At 37.1% G+C, this 25,386-nt stretch carries 30 protein-coding genes, 1 tRNA gene and 2 pseudogenes; 14 read left to right on the top strand and 19 right to left on the bottom strand.

Annotation, left to right across the window (positions count from 1 at the left end):
- Window positions 1-3: 3 nt before the first annotated feature.
- Window positions 4-1,383, bottom strand: coding sequence for a UDP-N-acetylglucosamine 1-carboxyvinyltransferase (gene murA / locus FJR09_RS15560; RefSeq protein ID WP_083881418.1), 1,380 nt, complete (start codon window positions 1,381-1,383; stop codon window positions 4-6).
- Window positions 1,384-1,638: 255 nt separating this feature from the next.
- Here murA and FJR09_RS15555 point away from each other — a divergent pair.
- The 3 genes from FJR09_RS15555 to FJR09_RS15545 all read left to right on the top strand — a co-directional run bounded on the left by FJR09_RS15555 (window position 1,639) and on the right by FJR09_RS15545 (window position 3,644).
- Window positions 1,639-1,722, top strand: a tRNA-Leu gene (locus FJR09_RS15555).
- A 55-nt stretch (window positions 1,723-1,777) separates the two neighbouring features.
- The gene (locus FJR09_RS15550) at window positions 1,778-2,560 is read left to right on the top strand and encodes an RNA methyltransferase (RefSeq protein WP_015078622.1); all 783 of its coding nucleotides are present in this window, start codon (window positions 1,778-1,780) and stop codon (window positions 2,558-2,560) included.
- Window positions 2,561-2,702: 142 nt separating this feature from the next.
- Window positions 2,703-3,644: a LysR family transcriptional regulator gene (locus tag FJR09_RS15545; RefSeq protein WP_015078623.1), complete on the top strand. Its 942-nt coding sequence runs from the start codon at window positions 2,703-2,705 to the stop codon at window positions 3,642-3,644.
- Between the two features lie 244 nt (window positions 3,645-3,888).
- Here FJR09_RS15545 and FJR09_RS15540 read toward each other — a convergent pair whose 3' ends face one another.
- The 6 genes and pseudogenes from FJR09_RS15540 to FJR09_RS15515 form a co-directional block, all read right to left on the bottom strand.
- Window positions 3,889-4,104 carry a hypothetical protein gene (locus FJR09_RS15540; protein WP_015078624.1) on the bottom strand — a complete coding sequence of 72 codons (216 nt, stop codon included), beginning with the start codon at window positions 4,102-4,104 and terminating at the stop codon, window positions 3,889-3,891.
- Entirely contained in the window at window positions 4,101-4,391 is a 291-nt protein-coding gene (locus FJR09_RS15535; protein WP_015078625.1) for a BrnT family toxin, read from the bottom strand. The genes FJR09_RS15540 and FJR09_RS15535 overlap by 4 nt, the downstream gene beginning before the upstream one ends.
- Window positions 4,392-4,710: 319 nt before the next feature.
- Window positions 4,711-4,935: a type II toxin-antitoxin system HicA family toxin gene (locus FJR09_RS15530; protein ID WP_028091223.1), complete on the bottom strand. Its 225-nt coding sequence runs from the start codon at window positions 4,933-4,935 to the stop codon at window positions 4,711-4,713.
- Window positions 4,932-5,135, bottom strand: a complete 204-nt coding sequence (locus tag FJR09_RS15525; RefSeq protein ID WP_027402758.1) for a type II toxin-antitoxin system HicB family antitoxin — start codon at window positions 5,133-5,135, stop codon at window positions 4,932-4,934. The genes FJR09_RS15530 and FJR09_RS15525 overlap by 4 nt, the downstream gene beginning before the upstream one ends.
- Before the next feature lie 339 nt (window positions 5,136-5,474).
- Window positions 5,475-5,874, bottom strand: a pseudogene (locus tag FJR09_RS15520) (type II toxin-antitoxin system VapC family toxin).
- Between the two features lie 4 nt (window positions 5,875-5,878).
- Window positions 5,879-6,175, bottom strand: a complete 297-nt coding sequence (locus tag FJR09_RS15515; RefSeq protein ID WP_168652616.1) for a hypothetical protein — start codon at window positions 6,173-6,175, stop codon at window positions 5,879-5,881.
- Between the two features lie 720 nt (window positions 6,176-6,895).
- On the opposite strand from FJR09_RS15515, the gene FJR09_RS15510 reads away from it, so the two are divergent.
- Complete coding sequence (locus FJR09_RS15510) at window positions 6,896-7,639, top strand: hypothetical protein (RefSeq protein WP_168653080.1); 744 nt, start codon at window positions 6,896-6,898, stop codon at window positions 7,637-7,639.
- 103 nt (window positions 7,640-7,742) lie between these two features.
- Here FJR09_RS15510 and FJR09_RS15505 read toward each other — a convergent pair whose 3' ends face one another.
- Complete coding sequence (locus tag FJR09_RS15505) at window positions 7,743-8,318, bottom strand: Uma2 family endonuclease (protein WP_168653079.1); 576 nt, start codon at window positions 8,316-8,318, stop codon at window positions 7,743-7,745.
- A gap of 412 nt (window positions 8,319-8,730) precedes the next feature.
- Between FJR09_RS15505 and FJR09_RS15500 the strand changes: the two genes are divergently transcribed.
- From FJR09_RS15500 to FJR09_RS15490, 3 genes are all read left to right on the top strand, one after another.
- A complete protein-coding gene (locus FJR09_RS15500) occupies window positions 8,731-12,717 on the top strand; it encodes a magnesium chelatase subunit H (RefSeq protein WP_168653078.1) in 3,987 nt (1,328 codons plus the stop codon).
- 154 nt (window positions 12,718-12,871) lie between these two features.
- Window positions 12,872-13,114: a helix-turn-helix domain-containing protein gene (locus FJR09_RS15495; RefSeq protein WP_015078634.1), complete on the top strand. Its 243-nt coding sequence runs from the start codon at window positions 12,872-12,874 to the stop codon at window positions 13,112-13,114.
- On the top strand, window positions 13,107-14,249 hold the full coding sequence (locus FJR09_RS15490; protein WP_015078635.1) for a hypothetical protein: 1,143 nt from the start codon (window positions 13,107-13,109) through the stop codon (window positions 14,247-14,249). Before FJR09_RS15495 ends, FJR09_RS15490 begins: the two co-directional genes overlap by 8 nt.
- Window positions 14,250-14,266: 17 nt before the next feature.
- Here the strand turns inward: FJR09_RS15490 and FJR09_RS15485 are convergent, their stop codons facing one another.
- A complete protein-coding gene (locus FJR09_RS15485) occupies window positions 14,267-16,600 on the bottom strand; it encodes an N-6 DNA methylase (protein ID WP_168653077.1) in 2,334 nt (777 codons plus the stop codon).
- Between the two features lie 26 nt (window positions 16,601-16,626).
- On the opposite strand from FJR09_RS15485, the pseudogene FJR09_RS15480 reads away from it, so the two are divergent.
- The 4 genes and pseudogenes from FJR09_RS15480 to FJR09_RS15465 all read left to right on the top strand — a co-directional run bounded on the left by FJR09_RS15480 (window position 16,627) and on the right by FJR09_RS15465 (window position 18,406).
- Window positions 16,627-16,973, top strand: a pseudogene (locus FJR09_RS15480) (papain fold toxin domain-containing protein).
- A 37-nt stretch (window positions 16,974-17,010) separates the two neighbouring features.
- Window positions 17,011-17,346, top strand: coding sequence for a type II toxin-antitoxin system VapC family toxin (locus FJR09_RS15475; RefSeq protein WP_015078637.1), 336 nt, complete (start codon window positions 17,011-17,013; stop codon window positions 17,344-17,346).
- A gap of 3 nt (window positions 17,347-17,349) precedes the next feature.
- Window positions 17,350-17,535, top strand: coding sequence for a hypothetical protein (locus tag FJR09_RS15470; RefSeq protein ID WP_015078638.1), 186 nt, complete (start codon window positions 17,350-17,352; stop codon window positions 17,533-17,535).
- A gap of 295 nt (window positions 17,536-17,830) precedes the next feature.
- Window positions 17,831-18,406: a Uma2 family endonuclease gene (locus tag FJR09_RS15465; RefSeq protein WP_015078639.1), complete on the top strand. Its 576-nt coding sequence runs from the start codon at window positions 17,831-17,833 to the stop codon at window positions 18,404-18,406.
- A gap of 339 nt (window positions 18,407-18,745) precedes the next feature.
- Here FJR09_RS15465 and FJR09_RS15460 read toward each other — a convergent pair whose 3' ends face one another.
- The 10 genes from FJR09_RS15460 to FJR09_RS15415 form a co-directional block, all read right to left on the bottom strand.
- Window positions 18,746-18,964: a hypothetical protein gene (locus FJR09_RS15460; RefSeq protein WP_015078641.1), complete on the bottom strand. Its 219-nt coding sequence runs from the start codon at window positions 18,962-18,964 to the stop codon at window positions 18,746-18,748.
- A gap of 108 nt (window positions 18,965-19,072) precedes the next feature.
- Window positions 19,073-19,330: a type II toxin-antitoxin system RelE/ParE family toxin gene (locus FJR09_RS15455; protein WP_015078642.1), complete on the bottom strand. Its 258-nt coding sequence runs from the start codon at window positions 19,328-19,330 to the stop codon at window positions 19,073-19,075.
- Window positions 19,331-19,546, bottom strand: a complete 216-nt coding sequence (locus FJR09_RS15450; RefSeq protein ID WP_041458214.1) for a hypothetical protein — start codon at window positions 19,544-19,546, stop codon at window positions 19,331-19,333. It abuts the gene before it with no gap.
- Window positions 19,547-19,645: 99 nt separating this feature from the next.
- Entirely contained in the window at window positions 19,646-20,089 is a 444-nt protein-coding gene (locus FJR09_RS15445) for a PIN domain-containing protein (RefSeq protein ID WP_015078644.1), read from the bottom strand.
- Window positions 20,077-20,298: a hypothetical protein gene (locus tag FJR09_RS15440; RefSeq protein ID WP_015078645.1), complete on the bottom strand. Its 222-nt coding sequence runs from the start codon at window positions 20,296-20,298 to the stop codon at window positions 20,077-20,079. The genes FJR09_RS15445 and FJR09_RS15440 overlap by 13 nt, the downstream gene beginning before the upstream one ends.
- A gap of 113 nt (window positions 20,299-20,411) precedes the next feature.
- Window positions 20,412-20,762, bottom strand: a complete 351-nt coding sequence (locus FJR09_RS15435) for a type II toxin-antitoxin system RelE/ParE family toxin (RefSeq protein WP_015078646.1) — start codon at window positions 20,760-20,762, stop codon at window positions 20,412-20,414.
- On the bottom strand, window positions 20,746-21,033 hold the full coding sequence (locus FJR09_RS15430) for a type II toxin-antitoxin system Phd/YefM family antitoxin (RefSeq protein WP_041457626.1): 288 nt from the start codon (window positions 21,031-21,033) through the stop codon (window positions 20,746-20,748). The genes FJR09_RS15435 and FJR09_RS15430 overlap by 17 nt, the downstream gene beginning before the upstream one ends.
- 453 nt (window positions 21,034-21,486) lie before the next feature.
- Window positions 21,487-22,464 carry a porphobilinogen synthase gene (hemB, locus tag FJR09_RS15425; RefSeq protein ID WP_015078649.1) on the bottom strand — a complete coding sequence of 326 codons (978 nt, stop codon included), beginning with the start codon at window positions 22,462-22,464 and terminating at the stop codon, window positions 21,487-21,489.
- A gap of 281 nt (window positions 22,465-22,745) precedes the next feature.
- Entirely contained in the window at window positions 22,746-23,105 is a 360-nt protein-coding gene (locus tag FJR09_RS15420; protein WP_015078650.1) for a DUF4870 domain-containing protein, read from the bottom strand.
- Window positions 23,106-23,140: 35 nt separating this feature from the next.
- Window positions 23,141-23,566 (bottom strand): Fur family transcriptional regulator, encoded by a 426-nt coding sequence (locus FJR09_RS15415; RefSeq protein WP_015078651.1) that lies wholly within the window; start codon window positions 23,564-23,566, stop codon window positions 23,141-23,143.
- 213 nt (window positions 23,567-23,779) lie between these two features.
- Here FJR09_RS15415 and FJR09_RS15410 point away from each other — a divergent pair, with 213 nt between their 5' ends.
- The 3 genes from FJR09_RS15410 to FJR09_RS15400 all read left to right on the top strand — a co-directional run bounded on the left by FJR09_RS15410 (window position 23,780) and on the right by FJR09_RS15400 (window position 25,379).
- On the top strand, window positions 23,780-24,352 hold the full coding sequence (locus FJR09_RS15410; RefSeq protein ID WP_015078652.1) for a peroxiredoxin: 573 nt from the start codon (window positions 23,780-23,782) through the stop codon (window positions 24,350-24,352).
- Window positions 24,353-24,604: 252 nt separating this feature from the next.
- On the top strand, window positions 24,605-24,856 hold the full coding sequence (locus tag FJR09_RS15405) for a hypothetical protein (protein ID WP_168653076.1): 252 nt from the start codon (window positions 24,605-24,607) through the stop codon (window positions 24,854-24,856).
- 271 nt (window positions 24,857-25,127) lie between these two features.
- Entirely contained in the window at window positions 25,128-25,379 is a 252-nt protein-coding gene (locus tag FJR09_RS15400; RefSeq protein WP_148763421.1) for a hypothetical protein, read from the top strand.
- Window positions 25,380-25,386 lie beyond the last annotated feature (7 nt).

The raw sequence follows: 25,386 nt of genomic DNA, 5'->3' as shown, positions 1-25,386 counted from the left end.
ACCTTAGATAGAAACTGAGGCTGGGGGATTAATGTTATTAACAAGTAAATCTGCATCTTTTGACGCTTCATTTACACGAATAATTTTTGCTCCTAATTGCTGCAACTTCAGATCCAGACGATCATAACCCCGATCTAAATGGTGTAATCCTTGCACTGTTGTTGTTCCAGATGCTGCTAATCCGGCGATAACTAAGGCTGCGGAAGCTCTTAAATCTGTACCTATAACTGGTGCGCCTGATAACATTGGCACTCCCCGCACAAAAGCAGTATTACCTTTAACACGGATATCTGCACCCAAACGATTCAATTCGGAAGCATGACGCAAGCGATTTTCAAAGACTGATTCATTAATGATACTGTCACCTTCTGCTACAGCTAGTAAAGCCATAAAAGGTGCTTGCATATCCGTGGGAAACCCAGGATGAGGCAAGGTATCAATATTTATAGCCTTGAGAGTTTTCGCTGGTAAAATCCGTAAGCAATCTTTTCCTTCCTCAATAATTGACACGCCAATCTCTTGCAATTTAGCAATAACTGGGATTAAATGATCCGGTACAATTGGGGATAGAATAATTTCAGAGCGGGTAATTGCTCCAGCGATTAACAAAGTCCCTGCTTCAATGCGATCAGGAATAATAGTATAGTCGGTTGAGTGTAATTTAGGTACGCCAACTATAGTAATTGTACTTGTTCCCGCACCTTGAATTTTTGCTCCCATTGAGTTGCAGAAGTTAGCTAAATCAACTACTTCTGGCTCTCTGGCAGCATTATCAAGGATGGTTTCTCCATCTGCTAGAGTAGCAGCCATCATCAAGGTTTCCGTCGCACCGACACTGGGAGTATCTAAGTAGATTTTCGCGCCTCTTAACCTACCATTATTTCCGGGAACATGAGCATTACAAATACCATGTTCAATTTGCACCTCTGCGCCCATTGCTTGCAGTCCTCTGACGTGCAAATCTACCGGTCTAGCCCCTATGGCACAACCACCCGGCAAGGGCATTTGTGCAACTCCTAGTCGGGCTAAAATTGGACCAATGGCAAAAAAACTGGCTCGCAGTTGGGTAACGAGTTCATAAGGGGCTTTAGATGTGGTAATTTCCCGCGCATCAACATCTAAAATGTCCCCTTCTCTATTTAAACGTAATCCTAAAGCTGATAGAACTTGTCCCATTCGCGCTACATCCGCCAATAAAGGAACGTTGCGAATGCGACAATCGCCAGAACAGAGGAACGTTCCCGCCATGATTACCAGTGCGGAATTCTTAGCCCCGCTAATGTTTACATGACCGCCCAAAGAATGCCCTCCACTGATTTGCAAGACTGAGGAGTCTGCTTCTAGTGAAGATTTGGCATCTGGTAAGCTGCTAGAAGAATTAATAAGCCTACCTCCAAAAGTAAGTAATTATAAAGGTTTGATGTTGGTTTTGATTCTATCTCGACAATCATCTAGCTAAAAGCGGGAAGATTTTTCTTGAAGTTGTCAAATGCCATAAAGTCGTTAGATTCTATCATGCGGTATGCCAGTTTGATTGGAAAAATCGGGATTAGCTAGATGTCTATTCTGGCAAATTTTTTCTTGACAAATGAAAATGATTAGGACATAATGATAAATCGTAAATAAGATTCAATTCCAGCGGAACTGGCGGAATTGGCAGACGCGCTAGATTCAGGTTCTAGTGCCTTCACGGGCTTCCGGGTTCAAGTCCCGGGTTCCGCATATCAGTATATCAATTTTGGATTGATCTCAAATCCGAAATTTCAAATCTAAGATTGTGTTAACAAGTTTACAAAATTCCCTAGTTAAACAAATCCGCAAGTTGCACTCCACCAAGGAGAGAAATAAGCAACAGCTTTTTTTATTGGAAGGAACGCATTTATTAGAAGAAGCTTGTGCGGTTAGCTATCCTTTAGATGCGGTATGTTGCACTCCTCAATGGCAGGAAACACATCCCCAATTGTGGGAAATTATTTGTGGTCAATGCTATCGTGTTGAAATTGTTAGTCCAGAAGTTTTAGCAGCAATGGCAACAACTGTCAATCCTGATGGTATAGTGGCGATAGCTCAACGAGAAGCACAAGCAAGACAAATTCCGTTTACTGGTTTAGTTCTGGCTTTGGAAACTGTCCAAGATCCTGGTAATTTGGGGACGATGATTCGCACAGCCGCAGCGGCAAGTGCATCAGGTTTGTGGTTAAGTGAAGATAGTGTAGACTTAGATAATCCCAAGGTTTTACGCGCTTCTGCTGGGCAATGGTTTCGTTTGAATATGGCTGTAAGTGGAGATTTGAAAGCCACAGTTCAACAAAGTCAGCAAGCAGGAATGCAGGTAGTAGCTACCTTACCTCATGCCGATTTAACTTATTGGCAGGTAGATTGGTGTAAACCTAGTTTAATATTATTGGGTAACGAAGGGGCAGGATTATCAGCGGATTTAGCCGCGTTGGCAGATATTCAAGTAAAAATTCCTCTTAATCCTGGGGTGGAATCCTTGAATGTAGGAATCACTGCTGCTTTAATGTTATATGAAGCCCAAAGACAGAAAATTTCTGGATAATCTTCAGTTATAGATTTTTGTTTTTATGTGAGAGATTTAAGATTGGACTTGAGAACTTTGTATAAATAACACTCAAAATTTTATTAGTGTTACAGAATACTATATTATTATATATAAAAATTGTTATCAGAGGAGAATCGGCTTGAACCAAGCGACATTGCACCAGTTGAAGGTGTTCGAGGCTGCTGCCCGGCATGGTAGTTTTACACGCGCTGCGGAAGAGTTGTTTTTGACTCAACCTACCATATCCATGCAAATTAAACAGTTGACGAAATCCGTAGGTTTGCCATTATTTGAACAGGTAGGAAAGCGTTTATATTTGACACAAGCAGGACGGGAATTATTTGCTACTTGTCGGCAAATTTTTGAGACTATGGACAAGTTTCAAATGACGATTGCAGATTTAAAAGGACTAAAGCAAGGACAATTAAGGCTGGCAGCAATTACCACAGCAAAGTATATTATTCCCAGATTGTTGGGGCCTTTTTGTCAGCTTTACCCTGGGATTGATATTTCTCTCCAAGTCACAAATCATGAACTGATTTTAGATCGGATGATGAGTAATTTAGATGACTTGTATATTATGAGTCAGATTCCCGATCATTTCGATGTCAGTTTTCAGCCATTTTTAGAAAATCCTTTAGTAGTTTTTGCACCAGCTAATCATCCCTTAGCGAAGGAAAAAAATATTCCTATTGAACGTTTAGGTGATGAACTGTTTATTATGCGTGAACCGGGTTCAGGAACTCGCAGCGCTGTCCAAAGTCTATTTGAGGAACATGGGGTAAAAGTGAAGGTGAAGTTGGAATTGGGGAGTAATGAAGCGATTAAGCAAGCGATCGCTGGTGGTCTAGGTATATCCGTATTATCTCGTCATACTTTACTCACGGACATTGCGGAATTTAGCATTTTAGATGTCCAGCACTTTCCCATTAAACGCACTTGGTATATGGTTTATCCTGCTGGTAAGCAATTATCCATTATTGCTCATACCTATTATGAGTATCTTTTAGATGCAGCGAAAAGAATTACAGAGCAAGGTGGTTTAATCTTAGATCATAATTTGGTGGAAACTAATCTTTAGATCAAGCTGCTGTAGATACATAATCACATGGCTATGTATCTAAAAATTACCAGTAGCTAAACGTAAATACAGGTAAATTAATGTATGAAAAATTACTCTAAAAGATTCCTAGGTCGCGCTAGTTCCCTCCGGGACGCAATGCGTTCGCTATCGCTCACAACCCCTTAATTTTAAACAAACTGCTTGCAGCAGCGCAACGCTTACGCACCCCAACATCCCCAAACAGCGATCGCACTATACAGATTTAATTGTTGCTTTCTATCAACGATAACCTACGTTTATTTTCCATACATTCACGCAAATAAAGATTAATTAAATTCAAATAAGAAATACCTGTTTCTTGAGCTATTTCTTCAAAGTATTGAATTATATCCTTTTCTAAATCAATTGTAACTTGTTCTTTTAATTGTTTAGAATAGGGATTTTTAACGGATTTAGAAAAATCATAATTTTCTCTCATAGGAACTCCTGATATTGTTTGTGTTCTAGTTTATTTGCTTTTCTGGCTGAAATAATCCGAATTATTGCATCATTTTCTCGATAACAATGACAAACAACTAAAAGGCGATAATAAACACTGATTCCTAATAAAATAAATCTATCTTCATCTTGAGAATGATCGGGATCATAAATTAAACGAGCATTATCATCAATAAAGGCAGATTTTGCTTCTTCAAAAGAAATCCCATGTTTTTGAATATTACTCTCGGCTTTTTGTGAATCCCAAGTAAATTCCAACTTATTCATTATTATACTAAATTTTAAATTTCTATTCCTAAAATTTACATTATGATTATGCCACAAGTTATAGATTATTCAGACGATTCCTAGGTCGCGCTTCCTATCGCACACAACCACCCTAATTTTAAACGAACTGCTTGCAGCAGCGCAACGCTTACGCTCTCCCAAACAGCGATTCCTACGGAGCGCTTCGCTATCGCTTACAACTACTCCTAATTTTAAACGAACTGCTTGCAGCAGCGCAACGCTTACGCACTCCCAACCAACATCCTAAACAGCGAACTGACAAGTTAGAGCTTGCACTATTGCCCCCTCTGGTTGACTTCTAAGGAGATTTCCACTCTTCCTCTGGGATCATAGCTGTAACCATAATGTTACGTAATGTTCCAGTGGGCAAGTCTCTACCTTGATGAAAAGGCACAATAACTTGGGTGTCTTGAGCTTGACTACGCCATTTTCTATGACTACCTTTCTGAGATATCAGTTCAAAGCCATGTTTACGTAATATGCGTTCAACATCATCAGCCTTCATTCTCCTGAGTCGAGTCATCCGAGCATAACCTCACGGATTACTGCTCCAGGAAGAAGTTGAATAGTATCGGGCTGTAAATAAAGCTCGATCGCTTCTCTTATATTATTAAGGGCTTCTTCTTGTGTAACACCAGCAGAGGTGCATCCAGGGAGTTCTGGACACCAAATTGCCCATTCGCTTGTTTCTGGATCAGGTTCAAGTATGACTCGCCACTTCATAGTTACTATAATATTTGTAGAATTAATCTCAATCATAGCAAACGGTTCTTCGTAGTATCCTGGCACTACAAAATTGGTGATTCCTTGGTCGCGCTGTAAACGATCGCACCCCAACATCCCCAAATAGCGATTCCTAGGTCGCGCTTCGCTATCGCACACAACCCCAATTTTAAACGAACTGCTTGCAGCAGCGCTTACGCTATCGCACTCCCAACTTATTCCTAAATGGCGATCGCACCCCAACATCCCAATTTTAAACGAACTGCTTGCAGCAGCGCTAGTTCCCTCCGGGACGCTCCGCGAACGCTATCGCTCTCCCAACTTATTCCTGAATTTTTATCATAACCAATTTTCTAATTTAAGTTCTTCAATTCTTAATAAATCAGAATCATTAGAAACGAGAATTAAATCCCGGACAATTGCTGTAGCTGCTATTAAAATGTCAGCATCTTGGATAGGAGTACCTTTGGATTTTAATTTTGCATGAATTTCACAGGATTTTTCAATAATTTCAAACATCCTCTAACAATAATACAGGATAATCATTACAAAATCCATGAAAATCTACTAATTGTTTAGTAGCATTGAGAGATATCAAACCTCTTTTAATTTCATAGTAGGTTATACAACTAATAAATATTTCTGCACCGAGAAAGCTTAACTCTTTCAATTTATTATTTATAGTTATATTTTTCTTTAACGCATAGCTAACGATATTTGAATCAAGTAAAAAATTCATGGTTTTATTTTCTCGCTACTGCTGCATCAAAAATCGCTATTTCTTCTGGTGTTAAATCATTTAATGTCCCAGCAACAGCTTCTAATGTTAATATTTTACTAATTCTTCTAGTTAAATCATGTTCTTTAATTGCTCTCATTTCTTCTGGGGAAAATCTGCTAAATAATTTTATTAACGTTGCGGTCATTTCATATTGATCTAATTTCACCATGTAGAAACTACTACCTCGAAATAGTTTATCTACAACATGAGAAATGCGTTCTGTTAGTTCTTGTTGATAGTCGGTTAATTGTTCTTGCATGATGTTTACTCTGTTTGTGCTTTGGAAAAATCTAATTCTTATTTATATTATATCGTTCAATAAATTAATTTTTTAATACTCATTACCAAACAGCGATTCTTAGGTCGTGCTTCGCTATCGCACACAACCCCCTAATTTTAAACAATCGCACCCCACATCCCTAAATAGCGATCGCCTATTTTTCTTGATTCAGGGGTGAACGCAGATAAACGCGGATTTTTTGTCTGAATCAGGATGTCCAGGATTTGAGGATGTACAGGATGTAATTGCTCATTTGTTTGTTGGTGGTTAATGTTGTAATTGTCTGATAGCGTAGCGTGGCGTTAGCCATATCAGAATAAACAAAATAATCCCCAAATTTTCACCAACAATTATTAAATAACAGCCTGTAAATCCTTTAATCCTGGTTATCCTGATTCTGACAAAAAATCATAATCGCTCTCACAACATCCCCAAACAGCGATTCCTAGGTCGCGCTTCGCTATCGCACACAACCCCAATTTTAAACGAACTGCTTGCAGCAGCGCTTACGCTATCGCACTCCCAACATCTCCAAACAGCGATTCCTACGGAGCGCTTCGCTATCGCTCACAACCCCAATTTTAAACGATTCCTACGGAGCGCTTCGCTATCGCACCCCAATATCCCAAAACAGCGATCACTATTGACTATGTTGTTTTACAATAGATATTGTTGATTTTTTGAGGTAAAATAATTATTATGGATAATTCAGAACAAGTTTATGAGTCCAATATTTTAAAAATTGCGATCAATAAATATTTAGATAAAAATTTACAAAAATCTCAGGAAAATCTACAAAGACTTGAAGCTAATAAAGATGAACTTGTTTGGGATATAGTCAGTGCGATTTATAATCAAAGTGGATATAAAGTTACTATGTCTTTTGCTAGAGATGTAGTTGATCAGAGAATTAAAGATATGAAAGAGCAACTTAAAAAAGATGAAGAAAAAGCTCATCAAGAAATGATTACTTATCAGAAAATGATGAAAATTAAAGCTGAACAGGAAAAGGCTTATCAAGAAATAACCAGAATTAAAGCCGAAGAAGAAAAAGCTTATCAGGAAAAAATTAGATTAAAAAAAGAACGTGAAATTACTAATTTTATTGACAGTTTACCAAAAGAGTTAAATTTTGATAAAATTAAATTAGACGTTTTTATCAGAGTTCATAAACTATGTTGTGAACATTACTTTTCTTATCCTTATTCTCATAAAGATGAAAACGATAAATTAGATGATGAGGAAGTTTTCAATAATGAACTATTTATGAAAATTATTGAAACTCAAATATTTACAACCACATTATATCAAGGAGGTCTTAGTAATTTTACTAAGGTTTCATGGCCAGAATGGGACAAGTTTCATACCTATAAACAAGTATGGGAGACTTATTCGGGTGATAGTGTCGAAGCAATGGAATTATTTACGGCTTTGGAAGAATAATTTGAGATAGAAATAGCAGATGAAGAATCTGAAAATTTAGTGTATATGAAAGACATTGTTAATTGTATATATACCAAAATAACAACTTCATAACTGTATGATTCTACCAAATCATCCCCAAATTCAAAACAAACCCCTTTAAAACATCTTCCCCCGAAACCGTAGCAGGAGAATCCAAAACCTCAACCTCCTTCCCTGGTCTATAAATCTCCACTTGACGAGATTTACGATTAATTAATATACCTAAACGCACACCATTATCTATATATTCCTGCATCTTTTCCTGTGTAGTCTTCAAACTATCACTAGGAGAAAGTAACTCAATCACAAAATCAGGACAAATAGGAGGAAACTTTTGTTTTTCCTCATCAGTTAAAGCATCCCACCTTTCTAACTTGATCCAAGAAGCATCAGGAGAACGATCTGCACCATTTGGTAATTTAAAACAAGTAGAAGAATCAAAAACTATACCCTCGTTATTTTGCTCATTCCAAATCCAAACTTGAGCAGTAATACCCGCATTACGATTTCCCGTTTCTCCTCCCGTTGGTGGCATAATTATTAACTCTCCATTTGCATTTCTTTCAAATCTCAATTCGCGGTTGTTTTGACATAACTGAAAAAACTGCTCATCAGTCATTTCTATTAATGATTTCAAATTGACAGTTAAAGCATTCATTGTCATATCCTCATTGAATGTTCAGGGAGAAATTTTAACTATCTCATATCCTATTCTATATTATTAGTTACCAATTAATAGCTTTATTTTGTCATCATCTTGGAGTTTTTGGTGTCAAATAGAACTATAGAATGTTAAATTTGCTGAATAATTCCATTAGTTTATAACTAAGTAATTATTTAGCTATGTAAACAAAATTTAAAACCAGGTGAGAGAACCTGTATTCTTTGTTAAGATTCATTAATAAATGTATTGTTTTCTATATCATTTTGTGTCAGATATAGGACAAAACCCCCACAGAATCGGAGTTTTCTGCTAAAAAACTCTTATTGTGGAAGATAATTGAAGTTACAAACGGCCAGATTAACCGCCATGAACTTCGCAGAAATACGCCTTAAAGGAGCTTATTTGAATGTTTACCCAAGTCAAGTCCACGATTCGACATATTGCACCTGACGATTTACGGGGACGTAAGTTAATCAAGGTTGTCTATGTCGTGCTGGAGTCCCAGTACCAGAGTTCCTTGTCCCAAGCGGTACGGGAAATTAACGCTAATCATCCCAGCATAGCAATAGAAATCAGTGGATACTTGATTGAAGAACTACGCGGGTCTGAAAATTATGGAGAATTTCAACGCGATATAGCCAGTGCTAATATATTCATTGCTTCTCTAATTTTTATAGAAGACTTAGCACAGAAAGTAGTGGCCGCAGTTGAACCCCATCGTGATAACCTAGATGTATCCGTTGTCTTCCCCTCCATGCCCGAAGTTATGCGCCTCAATAAAATGGGTAGCTTCTCTTTGGCGCAGTTAGGACAATCCAAAAGCGTAATCGCTAACTTCATGAAAAAGCGCAAAGAGAAATCTGGCGCTGGTTTCCAAGACGGAATGTTGAAGTTATTGCGGACTCTCCCCCAAGTGCTGAAATTCCTCCCCATGGAAAAAGCACAAGACGCGAGAAACTTCATGCTCAGTTTTCAGTATTGGCTAGGTGGTTCAGCGGAAAACCTGGAAAACTTTTTACTGATGCTGGCTGATAAATACGTATTGAAAGGCGTAGAAAAAGAAAGCTTTGCTGCTGCTAAGTATGAAGCGCCAGTTGTTTATCCCGACATGGGAATTTGGCATCCTTTAGCACCAACCATGTTTGAGGATGTGCGAGAATATCTTAACTGGTATTCTGCCCGCAAGGACATTTCTAGTAACCTGAAAGACCCCCTTGCACCCTGTGTAGGTTTGGTTTTACAACGGACTCACCTAGTGACCGGTGATGATGCCCATTATGTGGCAATTGTCCAGGAATTAGAATCATTAGGTGCAAAAGTTCTGCCTGTGTTTGCTGGTGGTTTGGATTTCTCTAAACCAATAGAAGCTTACTTCTATGAACCAGTAACTAAATTACAATTAGTAGATGCAGTAGTCTCTTTAACTGGTTTCGCTTTAGTGGGTGGACCGGCTAGACAAGACCATCCTAAAGCTATTGAAGCCTTAAAACGCCTCAATCGTCCCTACATGGTAGCCTTGCCTTTGGTCTTCCAAACCACCGAAGAATGGCTAGATAGCGATTTGGGGTTACATCCCATTCAAGTGGCTTTACAGATTGCTATACCTGAACTAGACGGGGCAATTGAGCCGATTATCTTATCAGGTAAAGATGGGGCAACCGGGAGAGCGATCGCCCTCCAAGACCGGGTAGAAATAGTCGCCCAACGCGCCTTAAAATGGGCAACTCTGCGCCGCAAACCTAAATTAATCAAAAAAGTTGCTATCACTGTTTTCAGCTTCCCTCCCGACAAAGGTAACGTGGGTACAGCCGCATATTTAGATGTATTCGGTTCTATCCATGAAGTCATGAAAGGACTGAAAAACAACGGTTACGATGTACAAGACATTCCCGAAACTCCCCAAGAGTTGTTAGAACAAGTCATCCACGACGCACAAGCACAATACAACAGTCCTGAACTCAACGTTGCTTACAAAATGTCTGTGCCAGAATATGAAGCACTGACACCCTACTCCCAACGTTTAGAAGAAAACTGGGGACCACCTCCCGGAAACCTCAACAGCGACGGACAAAATCTCTTGATTTATGGGAAACAATTTGGTAACGTCTTCATTGGTGTTCAGCCAACATTTGGTTATGAAGGCGACCCCATGCGGTTGTTATTCTCCCGTTCCGCAAGTCCCCATCACGGTTTTGCAGCATATTACACCTATCTAGAACGGATTTGGGGCGCTGATGCTGTGTTACACTTTGGGACACATGGCTCTTTGGAATTCATGCCTGGTAAGCAAATGGGAATGTCTGGTGATTGTTACCCAGATCAACTAATTGGCTCAATTCCTAACCTGTATTATTACGCAGCCAATAACCCCAGTGAAGCCACAATTGCCAAACGTCGGAGTTATGCGGAAACTATTTCTTACCTGACACCACCTGCGGAAAATGCTGGTTTATACAAAGGTTTGAAGGAACTCAGTGAGTTAATTGCTTCTTACCAAACTTTAAAAGACACTGGCCGGGGCGTTTCCATTGTCAATTCCATCATGGATAAATGCCGCATTGTCAACTTAGACAAGGATATTGAGTTACCAGAAACCGATTCTAAGGATATGTCCTCGGAAGAACGGGATAACATTGTTGGTAGCGTTTATCGGCGGTTGATGGAGATTGAATCGCGCTTGTTACCTTGTGGACTGCACGTGATTGGTAAGCCTCCTAGTGCCGAAGAAGCGATCGCCACTCTGGTCAATATTGCCAGTTTAGATCGACAAGAGGAAGAAATTCAAGGTTTACCGGGAATTATTGCCAGAAGTCTGGGACGCACCATTGAGGATATCTACAGAAACAATGATGCCGGAATTTTGGCAGATGTGCAATTATTACAAGATATCACCCTCGCTACCCGTGCGGCTGTAACGGCATTAGTTCAAGAACAAATTGACGCAGAAGGTCGAGTTATCGCGGTTTCCAAGTTGAATTTCTTCAATATGGGGAGAAAAGAACCTTGGGTAGAATCACTGCATCAATCAGGTTACACCAAAGTTGATACCTCTGCGTTAAAACCCCTGTTTGAATATTTGGAATTCTGCTTAAAACAAGTTTGTGCAGATAACGAACTGGGTGGACTTCTCCAAGGTTTAGCCGGTGAATATATTCTCCCTGGTCCCGGTGGAGATCCTATCCGTAATCCTGACGTATTACCCACAGGTAAAAATATTCACGCTTTAGATCCCCAATCTATCCCCACTTCTGCCGCAGTTCAATCTGCGAAAATCGTCGTGGATCGGTTATTAGAACGCAACAAGTCAGAAAATGAAGGAAACTGGCCAGAAACCATCGCCTGTGTCCTCTGGGGTACAGATAACATCAAAACCTACGGCGAATCCCTCGCCCAAATTATGTGGATGATTGGTGTGCGTCCAGTACCCGATGCTTTGGGACGGGTGAATAAGTTGGAATTGATACCTTTATCAGAGTTGGGTCGTCCTAGAATTGATGTTGTAATTAACTGTTCTGGTGTATTCCGCGACTTGTTCATTAACCAAATGAATTTGCTAGACCAAGGTGTAAAAATGGCTGCGGAAGCTGATGAACCTTTGGAAATGAATTTTGTCCGCAAGCACGCTTTGAAACAAGCGGAGGACATGGGCATAAATCTGCGTCAAGCTGCAACTCGCGTTTTCTCTAATGCTTCTGGTTCTTATTCTTCTAATATTAACTTAGCGGTGGAGAATAGCACTTGGGATAGTGAAGCTGAGTTACAGGAAATGTATTTGAAACGGAAATCTTTCTCTTTCAATTCTGATAATCCTGGGGTTATGGATGAGTCGCGGGAGATTTTTGAAACTACTTTGAAAACTGCTGATGCAACTTTCCAGAATCTCGATTCTTCGGAAATCAGTTTAACAGATGTTTCCCACTATTTTGACTCAGATCCGACTAAGTTAGTAGCAAGTCTGCGTGCAGATGGTAAGAAACCATCTTCTTACATTGCAGATACAACTACAGCGAATGCACAGGTGAGAACTTTATCAGAAACTGTGCGTTTAGATGCGCGGACGAAGTTGTTAAACCCCAAATGGTATGAGGGGATGTTATCTCACGGTTACGAAGGTGTGCGCGAACTTTCTAAGCGGTTGGTAAATACTACTGGTTGGAGTGCGACTGCTGGCGCTGTGGATAACTGGATTTATGAGGACACGAACGAAACTTTCATCAAAGATGAGGAAATGCAAAAGCGTCTCATGAATCTCAATCCTCATTCTTTCCGCAAGATTGTTTCTACTTTGTTGGAAATGAATGGACGCGGTTATTGGGAAACTAGCGAGGAGAATTTGGATCGGTTACGTGAGTTGTATCAGGAGGTAGAAAACCGGATTGAGGGAATTGAGTAGAATCTATCACTCAGACTTAAAAAATTATCACTAATAGAAAGGAGCTTAGATAGCTCCTTTTTTTTATAAAAAATTATACTACATAAACTTATAGTGTGCAAAACTCCACTAATAATGTATAGACTTTCCCTGCTGAGTATTTAAAGATGTTGATGTGGAAAAAATAAAAGACGAAATTGAATACCGTTTTGGAAAAGCAATTCGGAGAAGACGGCGAGAACTAGATTTGTCGCAAGAACAGCTTGCTGAAAAAGCTGGTCTTCATCGTAACTATATTTCGGGGATTGAATCAGGTACTCGTAACCCTTCCTTAAAAAATATAGAAAAGCTGGCTAAAGCTTTAGGTATTTCTATTTCTGATCTTTTCTCAGAATATAATATTGAAAACAATGAATAGTATTATTGAGCAAGTAAAGATTATTCTGGACGAAGAACTAAAAGCAATTGATTTGAGCAAGGAACAAAGTAAATTAGACACAAGCATTAAGAAAAAACAGTTTAAACTTATTTCACTCTGTAACAAAGTTTTGCCTATCTTACAACAAGAACCTGAGATAGATAAAAGATGTTTGCAACTTGAGAAATTTTTAACAGAACAACAGATATTTAGCAGTTTAACTGATATATTCAGATTTTCTTTTTTTATTCAAATTGTCAGAGAAAAAGGAGGGTCTGCTAATTACACTAGAAGATGGTCTGAACATTTGAAATTAGAAGATCCACGATACAGTAAATATGAAAATTGTGTAGATATATTTATTAGAATATTAAGTGATTTAGTAAATTTTTTAGAAATAGAGGAAAATACAACAAATTTTATTCAACTCCAAAATTGGACAAAATTTTATTGGATTGACTATCAACACAAAATAAATGATGATAGTATTCACAAAGTTGATAATATAAAAGTTATTAATTTCAGTAGACATCAATTGATATTGAAAATCTTTAATTTAGAAAAATTTTTAATAAATGGAACTAAAAATCCAGATTATTATAAACTCTTTAAAGAAATTTATAATAAAGTAAGAACTAAAGCCTATTTAACAGATCGCAGTCAAACAGGAGACTATCCAACTAATCGTGAAATAAGATGGGAAGTACATCCAGAGTCTATAGAGTTTGCTTTTGTTCGAGATTGTCAAGAAATAGAATACAAATTAATTACACAAATTTTAGAATTTAAAGGATTTCCGGTAGATATTATTCAGAGTCTTGAAAAAGAAAAAATAATTGAACAAGGGGAAATTATTCCCGAATCTTGCAAATGTCCCATAACAATGGAAAATTTGTTGTTTACTGATTTTCAAAATGAATTATTAAATCGTACTCATGGGGAATCTAAGTTTCAAGTAGGTCATATAGTTCCTAGAAAAGCTAAAGGTGTAATTGATCTTCAAATACAAAGTGGAGAAAATATTTGCTGGATTAGTTCAGAAGGTAATGAAATCCAGCAAAATCGCTCAGTAAATGAAACTAGAAATTTATTAAAAAAGATTTTTAATAACTATAAAGACAACAATCTTTTATAAATACTAAATTTTCGCTTTTAACTAACTAATTCAACACAGGCTTGTCTAGCGAGTTCACGTGCTTCAATTCTATCATCTATGGATCTTTTTACTATTTGTGTAATTTTTTCCTTTAATTCACAGTCTTTAGGAATAGGTAAAATAATTTCACCTAGTCTATCACCCAATGAATCAATAATATCTTGAGTGAATCTTTTAGCCTTGATCTGCATAATTACAGGTTCGGAACTTAAAGCTGCTATTAATAAATATGCAGATAATTTAGAATTATCTTTTATTCTCAATTTATAAATGTGACTTTGAAATACTATTCTCTTATCATATTTCGTAATATAAGCACAGTGTCCTACTAAATATGTTCCGTCTCTAACCATGAGAATATCACCTTCTCTGACATCTTGTTTAGCAGCAAGAGAACGATAAATTTCTTCACTTAAACAATGTTTAGGATTTCTTTTTATTTCCCAGTTAGAAATATCTGAAGTTCTTACAAATGGAATATCACCAGTTCCATAATTTTCTTTACCTACTTCATCACCTGTTGTTACATCTAGTAAACCCTGAGAGATTAATTCAGATATGGGAATCAAATCATGGGTATTATGCAATCTTTGCAATTCATTAATTATTTCTGGGTTATAATAACGAGGGGCAAGAATGTAATCTGTAATTTTACTAAATTCTACCTCGTACCCTAAACTAGAATTAACTAGATTATTCTGTCTATATTTATGATAATTTAAGGCAATAGTTGGCAGATCGTCCCTACTATTTTTCCGTCCTCTGCTATCATGTCCACATAATTTAGCATCAGCCATAAAAATATTATTCTTCTGCTGTATATTTGCTTCTTTTTTCTTATGTAAGACTAATAAACAAGTTTTTGTATGAGTACCACTTTTTCCTGAAACCTTAAATAATTCTTCTGGCATTCCTATAACCGCTTTGATATCTGCTTTTTCTTCAATATAATTAATAACATAGCGATAAGTTTTACTAGAAATTAGACTTTCTGGAACTACTATACCTAAACGTCCTCCAGGTTTAACTAAAGAAAGACATCTTTCAATAAATAATACTTGTGGAGGTACAGAGGATTGCAGTTCATTGGATTTAATAAAATTATCTGATTTTTTATCTAAATGCCATTTATAACCTAATTCAAAAGTTCTTTGAGTGTTACTAGAAGCGGCAACAATTCGAGTCCCAAAAGGTGGATTTGCTAAAACAATATCAAAAGTACCAAGTTTATCCTGTAATGATTTATCTACATCCCAAGCCAAAGAATCACCACAAAATATATTAGCTGATGTTTTAGTAAATAATGATAATCTAGCTGAGGCAAGCCGAACTAAATAATTATCTTTATCTATACCAAAAACATATTGATTTACCTCTTCAGATGTAATTCCTAAATTAATAAGATGACGTGCTGCTGAGTTTAAAAAACCTCCAGCACCACAAGCAGGATCTATAATTGTTTCACCGGGTTGTGGATTAATTAATTCAACTAATAAATCAATAGCATTTTGAGGGGTAAAAAACTGTCCTTCTTTTCCCTTAACAATAGAGCTAGTAAAAACTTCATAAGCATCTCCGAAAGGATCATAACTCCATTGATGAATATCAAGTATTTCTAATTTTTGATCAACAAATTCTAAACTATTTTTATCTAGCTGTAATTTATCTTGAGAATTAAATAAGTTAGGTAATAGAATCTGAATTTCGCTAAAAGTTTTTTGATATTGTTGTTGAATACTTAATCTAGTATCGGGGTTAATTACTATATTTTGGTGTTTTTTTAGATAAATCTTGCAAAATAAACACTTAATAACTTCCTCTAGTAAAGTTTCATCACGGGTAGCGCCTATCATTTGGCCTGCTAAATAGTTACGGATTTGGTGTAGTGCATCTTTGTAATCTAATACCAGAGAAAGTTGTGCAACATTTTGATGAGTTTGTTTAACTTTCTGTTTCATACAATTTAAGTTTTTATTTTTGACGTTTTTCCAGCATAGCACCTTTCTTTCACTTTCTTGATACACGGAGGAGTTTGTATGATAGTCATCGCTTTTGGGATGTTGGGAGTGCGATCGCTTTTGGGAATGTGGGGAGTGCGTAAGCGTTGCGCTCCGTAGGAATCGCTGTTGTGGATGTGGGAGTGCGTAAGCGTTGCGCTCCGTAGGAATCGCTTTTTGGGATGTGGGAGTGCGTAAGCGTTGCGCTGTTGCAAGCAGTTCACTGCTGTGGATGTGTGTGAGTGCGTAAGCGTTGTGCTGCTGCAAGTAGTTCGCTTTTTGTGGGTGTAGCGAAATGCTCCGCAGCGATCGCTTTAGTGATAAAATAACCACTTATCTTTGACTCTTTAGGAGAAAACTTGATTCCAGTTAGTATTAAGCAAATCTACAAAGTTAAAGAAATTATTGCCAAATATAAGAATCTGGAATGTGTTGAATGCGCTCAAGCTATCCAAACTTGGTATCACAGAGAATTTCGGGAAAGCGGCTAAAACTTTATACAGGTTCAGGAATAGGACGCGATAGTTATATCTATGATGAAAGTGTTTCTGGGGATGCAATCTCTATTAATGGTCGTCATCAAGGGATTATGATTATAATAGATGGAGTAGAAATGATATTTGATAATCATCATCCTGATGGAATTACTAGAAATCAATGGTTAGCCAACTTACTGTTTTATAATAAACTGTATAACGGGCAGTAGTTCCAAACCACAGAAGAAACTTTTTAGGTGTTAAAACATTTCTCAAGCTGTTTTAGATGAAGTTGCCGCAGGAGATATAGAAATAGCTAATAAACGGCTAGAATTGCTGGAAAACTTTGAACTTTTATCAATAAACGAAACTGTTATAAATCTTGCAGAACAATTTATTAATAAAAGTAACCTACCTTCTAAAGCTGCCACAGATGCAATACATATTGCACTAGCTACAATTCATGGTATCGATTATCTGTTAACATGGAATTGTAAACATATTGCTAACGCACAAATTCAGAAAAAATTGGCTCAAGTCAGTTTAGACTTTGGCTATGAAATGCCAACTATTTGTACACCTTACGAATTAATGGAGCGATAAATTATGTGGGAAGATGAAATTGTAGAAGAAATTCATCACGTTCGAGAAGCCTACGCTAAGTCCTTTAACTATGATTTGCGTGCCATATTTTTGGACTTACAAAAAAAGCAAAATTCAAGCGGACATAAAGTTGTTACACTACAACCAAAACTAAGGTCTAACAAATTATTGGAAGGTACAAAATCATAAATAAATGCGATAGCGAAAACTAACCTAATTCTTTCCGCAAGATTGTTTCTACTTTGTTGGAAATGAATGGACGCGGTTATTGGGAGACTAGCGAGGAGAATTTAGACCGGTTACGTGAGTTGTATCAGGAGGTGGAAAATCGGATTGAGGGTGCGGAATGTGGGTTATATAGGCAGGTATAAAACCTGCCTATTTTTGATTTTTTTGCACGCAGAGGCGCAGAGGCGCGGAGAAAGAGAGAGATTGGTTTATGATTTGAGTAAAGTGATAATTTTTGTAATTGTGGGATATGGCTATGAATGCTTTAACTGTGAGTTTAAAATCAGTGATAGATATGACTGATGATCAGTTTTTTCAGCTATGTCAAAATAACCGGGAATTGAGATTTGAAAGAACTGCAAATGGGGAATTAATTATTATGCCACCAACGGGAGGAGAAACGGGAAATAAAAATGCGAGAATTACTCAACAAGTAATGAATTGGACTGATGTTGATGGTACTGGGATAGCTTTTGATTCTTCCACTTGTTTTAAGTTACCTAATGGTGCAGATCGTTCTCCTGATGCTTGTTGGATAAAGTTGGAAAGATGGGATGCTTTAACTGATGAGGAAAAACAAAAGTTCCCCCCGATTTGTCCTGATTTTGTAATTGAGTTACTTTCTCCTAGTGATAGTTTGAAAACTACACAGGAAAAGATGAGGGAATATATAGATAATGGAGTGGGTTTGGGTATATTAATTAATCGTAAATCTCGTCAAGTGGAGATTTATAGACCAGGAAAAGAGGTTGAGGTTTTGGATTCTCCTGTTACGGTTTCGGGGGAAGATGTTTTAAAGGGTTTTGTTTTGAATTTGGGGATGATTTGGTAGTTTATCACGTAGAACAAGAGTAAATTTTTAAGATGTAGATAGTGTCTATAATTATGAAATCAAAACATTACTTAGCATTAACATTTAGTTTAAGTTTAGCTGTGCTAAATTGTAAAATCTTACCAGCTTATGCACTGCCAGAACAAAGTATAAAAACAGTAATTAAATGGTCTCAAAATCATGCAAAAATTCCACCTTTAACTTCTGTTAAAAAGCTAGAAGAAGGTTATCCAGGCTATAGTAGTAAAACCTCTTTTAAAAAATATTCTGTTAGTTTTAATGTTTGGATAAATTCAAAAGGTGCAGTATCTAAAGCCACAGTTTGTCCCTGTAATTGTTCTATCCATTGCATTTTCCACGTTCCTGATTAACATATTCTTGAGCATCAATACCTTGCCAAATTTCCTTACCTAAACCTTCTAAATCTAGGATACTACGCTTTTTTGATTTATCTATAACGCGATTACGAACCACTGATATTAATTCAGCTACTAATTTAAGTTGTTCTTCAGCAGTTAAATTTTTAGCTTGCTGTAGCAATTCTTGATAATTAGACATACATTTTTTTGCTTAATAGTACCACTGAATTATATCATAATTTTATATTTTGACAGTGTGCGTAAGCGTTGCGCTGCTGCAAGCAGTTCGCTTTTTGGGGATGTTGATCTAATAAATTTCTCTACGATGACCAATTCTAATGATAATGATTAATTGTTCTTCTATATCTAACTCATAAATAACTCGATAATCACCCACTCTTAACTTATAAAAACCTGACCATTGACCTGTAAGAGATAGAGGAGTTATCTGCTCAAAATTGACACTTAACCATTGAATTTTATTCAGAATCCGCAGACGCACAACCTGATCTAAATTATCTAAATCAGTGATAGACTCTGATTCAAAACTTACAGAATAACTCATTTAACGTTCTATCCCGTACCTTTTATAAACTTCGGCTAGAGGAATAGTAGGTCTTCCTTCTTGACGTTTACGCCGGATTTCCAATAAACTTTGCTTGAATGATTCTTTAATTTCCTTATCCTCATCAGGATCACCGAAGTATTCATCTAGCATTTCATCTACAGTAGTACGGATTAGGTTTTGTAACTGTTCCGCCGTCATTTCTTTAATTTGCATAGTTTCTTTAAACAGTGAACTATAGGAATGATTATACCAGTTAAGAGAAAATATTGCGATAGCGAAGCGCGATCTAGGAATCGCTGTATTCAAAAACACTCAACTCATCAACTGATTTAAAACCAAAACCGTTAACCCTGGTAAAGAAGGTAAACGAATATCATTTGTTAAGAAAAAAGACGCACCACCATAAATAGCAGTGGCCATTTGAATAGCATCCGGTGTTCTTAAATTGTAATCTGCTCTTAATTTGGCTGCATTTTCAGCAATATCTGGTAAAACTTCAATAGTTGTTAAACCTTGAGAATTGAAGAGAATATCACGATATTGTTGAGCCAATATTGTATTTCCTGCACGTAAAGGATAAACTAATACTTCTGATATAGTTAAAACTGACGTAACAACACTAAAATCACCTCTATACATGGCTGTAAAAAAAGTATCTGTAACTTCTAAATAAATAGGATTTTCTTCTATAAAATAAATTAGCGGTGCAGTATCTAAACCTATAATTTTACCCTGTAATTTATTTAACCATTCCATGAATCACGCTCCTGATTAACATATTTCTGAGCGTCAATATTTCCCCAAATTTCCTTACCTAAACCACGCAATTCTAAAATACTACGTTTTGGTTTTGATGTCATTTTCAATTGTTGACGAATTAAGATAGATAAATTTTCGACTAATTTAAGTTGTTCTTCTGGAGTCAGATTTTTAGCCTGTTGTAACAATTCTTGATAGTTAGACATACATTTTTTGCTTATTTATAGTTTTAAGCCTAATTTAACTATACGCTGTTTTGGGGATGTGTAGGAGTGCGATAGCGAAGCGCGACCTAGGAATCGCTTTTGAGTCTCAAATTTTATAACTCATCTCCTAATAAATCCTGTATATTTTCCAATCTCTGCTGAGAACCATGACGAACACGATGAATATATACAACTCCTTCCTCTCCTTCCTCTTCCCCAAGGTTTTGAACCGTAAATAAAATCAAAAATTGTTTTTGGTAAAGAAGTTGTCGAACATCAATTCCCATATACCTACTTTCTATAGCTAAAGAACAACGTTGGGGAAAATTTTCCAACGTCAGCATAATTTCATAACATCCCCGCACCCAACGAAAAGCTCGTTCCTGTGACTCCTCTTTTATCCACAGGAAAATACTCTCAATATCAGCAATAGCACTAGGTGAAATCTCAATCCGGTATGCCATATTTTTCCTTAAATTCTGCAAATGCTTGATTTAAGGGCATACCCTCACCTTGCTTAAACTCATTTATACTTTGACGGATCTTAGCAACAGATTCCAGTAATTCCAGTCTATCAATAAGTTTTTGATAACTTTCAGCATCTTGAACCACAGCAGCAGCTTTACCATTCACAGTCAGCACAATGGGAGATTTAGTTTCTTTTAACTTATCCAGAAACATCTTTGCTCCACGCTGAAATTCTGATAAGGGGTGAATATCGCTTAGGCTAAACATGATAATTTCAACAAATTATTTGATAATTTCATGTTAATTGTATGAAAATATTTTGTCAAGGGAAGATATAGCTGTTTTGGGATGTGTGAGATAGCAATAGCGAAACGCGACCTAGTAATCGCTGTTTAGGGGTTTAGGGATGTGCGTAAGCGTTGCGCTGCTGCAAGCAGTGCGCGACCTAGGAATCGCTAAAATAGACTTCATTTACAAACTACCAAACAATAGCAACCAAAGCCGAAGCAGTTATACTTTTATCGCACGTCAATAACCGTACAATTTCACCTTTAGGGTCATTAATAAAATCCTTAGTGCGAGCATCTTGCTCGCTAATGCTGTAACTCACGCAGATGGAATGTGCTGTAAAGTAAGGGTTTAGTTTAAAATATACCAAAAAATCTCACGCCCAAACACAAAAACACTCTTTGCGCCTGGAGGGTGAGATAATATCCTAACTTACAACCACCGAGCCGCATCCTTAGCGTGGTAAGTCAAAATCAAATCAGCACCAGCCCGTTTAAAGCCAGTCAGAGTTTCCATAACAACGCGCTGCTCATCAATCCAACCATTTAAAGCCGCAGCCTTCACCATCGCATACTCACCAGAAACATTGTAAGCCGCCACAGGTAAATTAGTAGCTTCCTTGACGCGCCAAATAATATCCATATATGCTAAAGCTGGTTTTACCATGAGCATATCAGCACCTTCAGCAATATCCAACTCAATTTCTTTCAGTGCTTCCCTAGCGTTACCGGGGTCCATTTGGTAAGTGCGTCTATCCCCGAATTGTGGTGTTGAGTCCGCCGCATCTCTAAATGGCCCATAATAAGCCGAAGCATATTTAGCAGCATAGGACATAATGGGAATATCTTCAAATCCCGCCTCATCCAAACCTGCGCGAATAGCTTGCACAAAACCATCCATCATCCCCGAAGGTGCGATAATATCTGCACCAGCTTGAGCTTGAGAAACTGCGGTTTTCTTTAATAATTCCAAAGTTGGATCATTTAAAACCCTTCCAGTTAAATCACCAACTTGTAAATAACCACAATGACCATGACTTGTATATTCACATAAACAAGTATCAGCCATAACAATTAAATCAGGAACAGCATTTTTAACTGCGGTTGCTGCTTTTTGAACAATACCACAATCATGCCACGCCCCGGTAGCATCTATGTCTTTATCTGCCGGAATTCCAAATAAGATAATTGCCGGAATTCCTAAATCATAAACTTCCTTAGCTTCTTCAACAATCTTATCTACTGAAAGTTGATAGACACCGGGCATAGATTTGACTTCCTTGGCAATACCTTCTCCTGGTACTGCAAACAATGGATAAATCAAATCGTTAGTAGTTAAAACGGTTTCACGTACCATCCGACGCAATTGGGTATGGCTACGCAGACGACGAGGGCGATGTATAGGAAACATAAATTTTGTGCAGACAAAATAATACAATGGACATAGAATAAAGCGTCACAAAAGCAAGTTTTCAACTTGCTCTATTCAGACAAACTACAAGCAGTGCGTAACTGTCTTTTGCCCTACTGTTGATGAAGCTGTGGGGCAATTTTATATTTTACAACTTGATAGACATTTGCTTATAACAAATTTGCAAAAAACAATCTTAAAAAATCATGGAATTAATTTTGGTAAGTTGTTTAATCAAAGGTCTATGATTAATTAACCTACCATGTCTTTCCTGATATGAGCTAAAAAACTCGAAAAATAAACGGATAACGGCAAGGTTGATTAGGATCACTAAAAACGCCAATTAGCGCCCAAATTGTCAATCCCCAGTGGAGGATATAACCTAAACCTGCGAGTGGAAACAAGATGAATAATGGTAAAATCAACCAACCAAACAGAAAAAACAATGCTCCCAGAATTGCTCCATATAACCAAACGTTAAAATGGAAATTGATAGATTCTTTGGCATTCTCTTTGACAACAGGATCATCTGATACAAATAGTATGGCTATGGGTAAGCCAACGGAGACAATTGTGGTACTAAAAAAAATTGCTCCATGACACAATGCTGATAAGAGTTTCCGTTTATCGCTGTCGTACATTGTCTACTCCTATGCAATTCTAGTTAATTATTATATCAAACATGGGTGCTGCAAACATCGCACACTCCCTCAACTGTCACTTCATACCGTTCCACTTTTAACCCCTGTCGCAATTGACTGACATCAATATCGGGGAAAGTATTCCAGTTGATATCTTCAATTGCACCACAGCAGTTACAGCGAAAATGATGGTGGGGGGCAACGTTAGCATCATAACGGGAGACACCCTCCTCTAATAGCACTTCTCGCACCAAACCCACCTCTCGCAGTGCCTGAAGTGCCGCATATACGGTTGCCTGAGAAGAAGTGGGTGCTTCATGATTCAAGTCTCTCATAATTTGATCAACCGTCGGGTGATCTCGTCTGGCTAATAGGTTGGCATAAACGCCAAATCTCTGGGGTGTGACTCGCAACCCTCTAGTTTTCAAGGTTTTGACAATATCATTAGCTTTTTGCTGCATAAGATTTACTTAGCTATATAAAAATATAATCTCTTATTATAACGTTCATTTTTAAGAACTAATATTTTTTAATAAATACATTATAAAATAAGTATTTATGACTATTGACTAATTCCTAAATCAGAATTATTCTGATTTATGAGATAAGCTACTGATGCTCTAAGCAAAAGCAGCAACACGAGTTAAAATCTTCCATCTAAAAAAGAGGTATTTATGACTGCTATTACTCACGTTCCAAATGTAGTATTCAAGACTCGTGTGCGGGATGAATCTATCGGTGGACCAAATCCTTACACTTGGAAAGATGTCACCACACAAGAAATTTTTGCCGGTAAGAAAGTAGTATTATTTGCGCTTCCTGGTGCTTTCACTCCTACCTGTTCTTCTACTCATTTGCCTCGCTATGAAGAACTGTTTGAAGAATTCAAAGCGCAAGGTGTTGATCAAATCATTTGTTTGTCAGTTAATGACGCATTTGTAATGTTCCAATGGGGCAAACAACAAGGCGCTAAAAATGTTTTCTTGTTACCAGATGGTAGTGGAGAATTTAGCCGCAAAATGGGAATGTTAGTTGATAAATCTAACATCGGTTTTGGAATGCGTTCTTGGCGTTATGCAATGGTTGTTAATAACGGCGAAATTGAAAAAATGTTCATTGAACCAGGTTTTGAAGATAACTGTGGTAGTGATCCTTTTGAAGTATCTGATGCTGATACCGTTCTTGCTTACCTCAAAGGTGTAGAACGTCCTGCTGCGGTTGCACCTCGGTTAGCATTTGTTGGTTAATTACTAAAGCTAGAAAGAAACTTCCACCTTTTGATAGAGGTAGATAGTTTTTAATTCATCTAAGGCAAGGGAAGTTACTTTTATGAAACTTCCTTTGCTTTTTTTGTTTTGATAGACAAAATACCCTTGATTCTGTCTAATAAATTAGTTTCAAATCATTTATTTTGTCAGATACTATTCCAGAATATAAGAGCAGGATAAATTTATAGCCTGATTCCATATAAATGGAGCATTCAAGGAGGTGAATCAACAATGAGAATTACAATTTCTGAATTAGAAATTAGGCTTGCAGAACCGATTCTGGATCAACTAACACCTTGGGAAATGAAGACTCTTAAAGGTGGTTACGTGATGAGAAAAGACAGAATAAATCCGCCAACAACCAATATAACCAATACAACTGATCTTTCAACAGTATTCAAAGAACTAGACAGTAGTATGGAAAGGTGGAAAATCAGCCTCAAAGATACAACAGATAGTCTAAGAAGCAAATTCGATTTTTAATATCTGCTGTGAAAAAATTCAATATTTTACTTATTTTCGTGTGTTTTCAGATTTATTAACCTGAAGATACACGATTTTTTATGGAGGTTAATTCCATAGTTTGCAGTTTTTATAAAAGACAGAATTCAGATATTTGTGTCTTTTTTACTAGGTTCAAAGCCTTGATTTTTCTATTTTTTATGAATAAAAATAGGAGTAACGGTTAAGGAAACACCAACTTAACCGACTCACAAATTCTAACTTACAAAAACAAATCTTCTTGGAGGAAATTATGGCAACTATTACCCTTTCTCAACTAAATACAACTGGTTCTGAATTATTTGCAGATTCTGAAAGCTATCTTAATGAATTGAATGATGCAGCTTCCGTATCAATCAATGGTGGTGGTGGCGATTTCAGCGGTTTTAGTGCTTATGGTGACTTTGGTGTTAAATATCTAGAATTCTTAGTTGATGGCTATGCGATTGCTAGTATTAAGCATATCGCTAAATCCTTCAGCAATGATTCTCACTACGGACACTAATTACTTG

Source organism: Dolichospermum sp. UHCC 0406 (genome assembly GCF_009712025.1).
Taxonomy (GTDB): Bacteria; Cyanobacteriota; Cyanobacteriia; order Cyanobacteriales; family Nostocaceae; genus Dolichospermum; species Dolichospermum lemmermannii.
The sequence above is the reverse complement of the archived record's forward strand: the minus strand, read 5'-3'. Positions and strand labels throughout refer to the sequence as shown.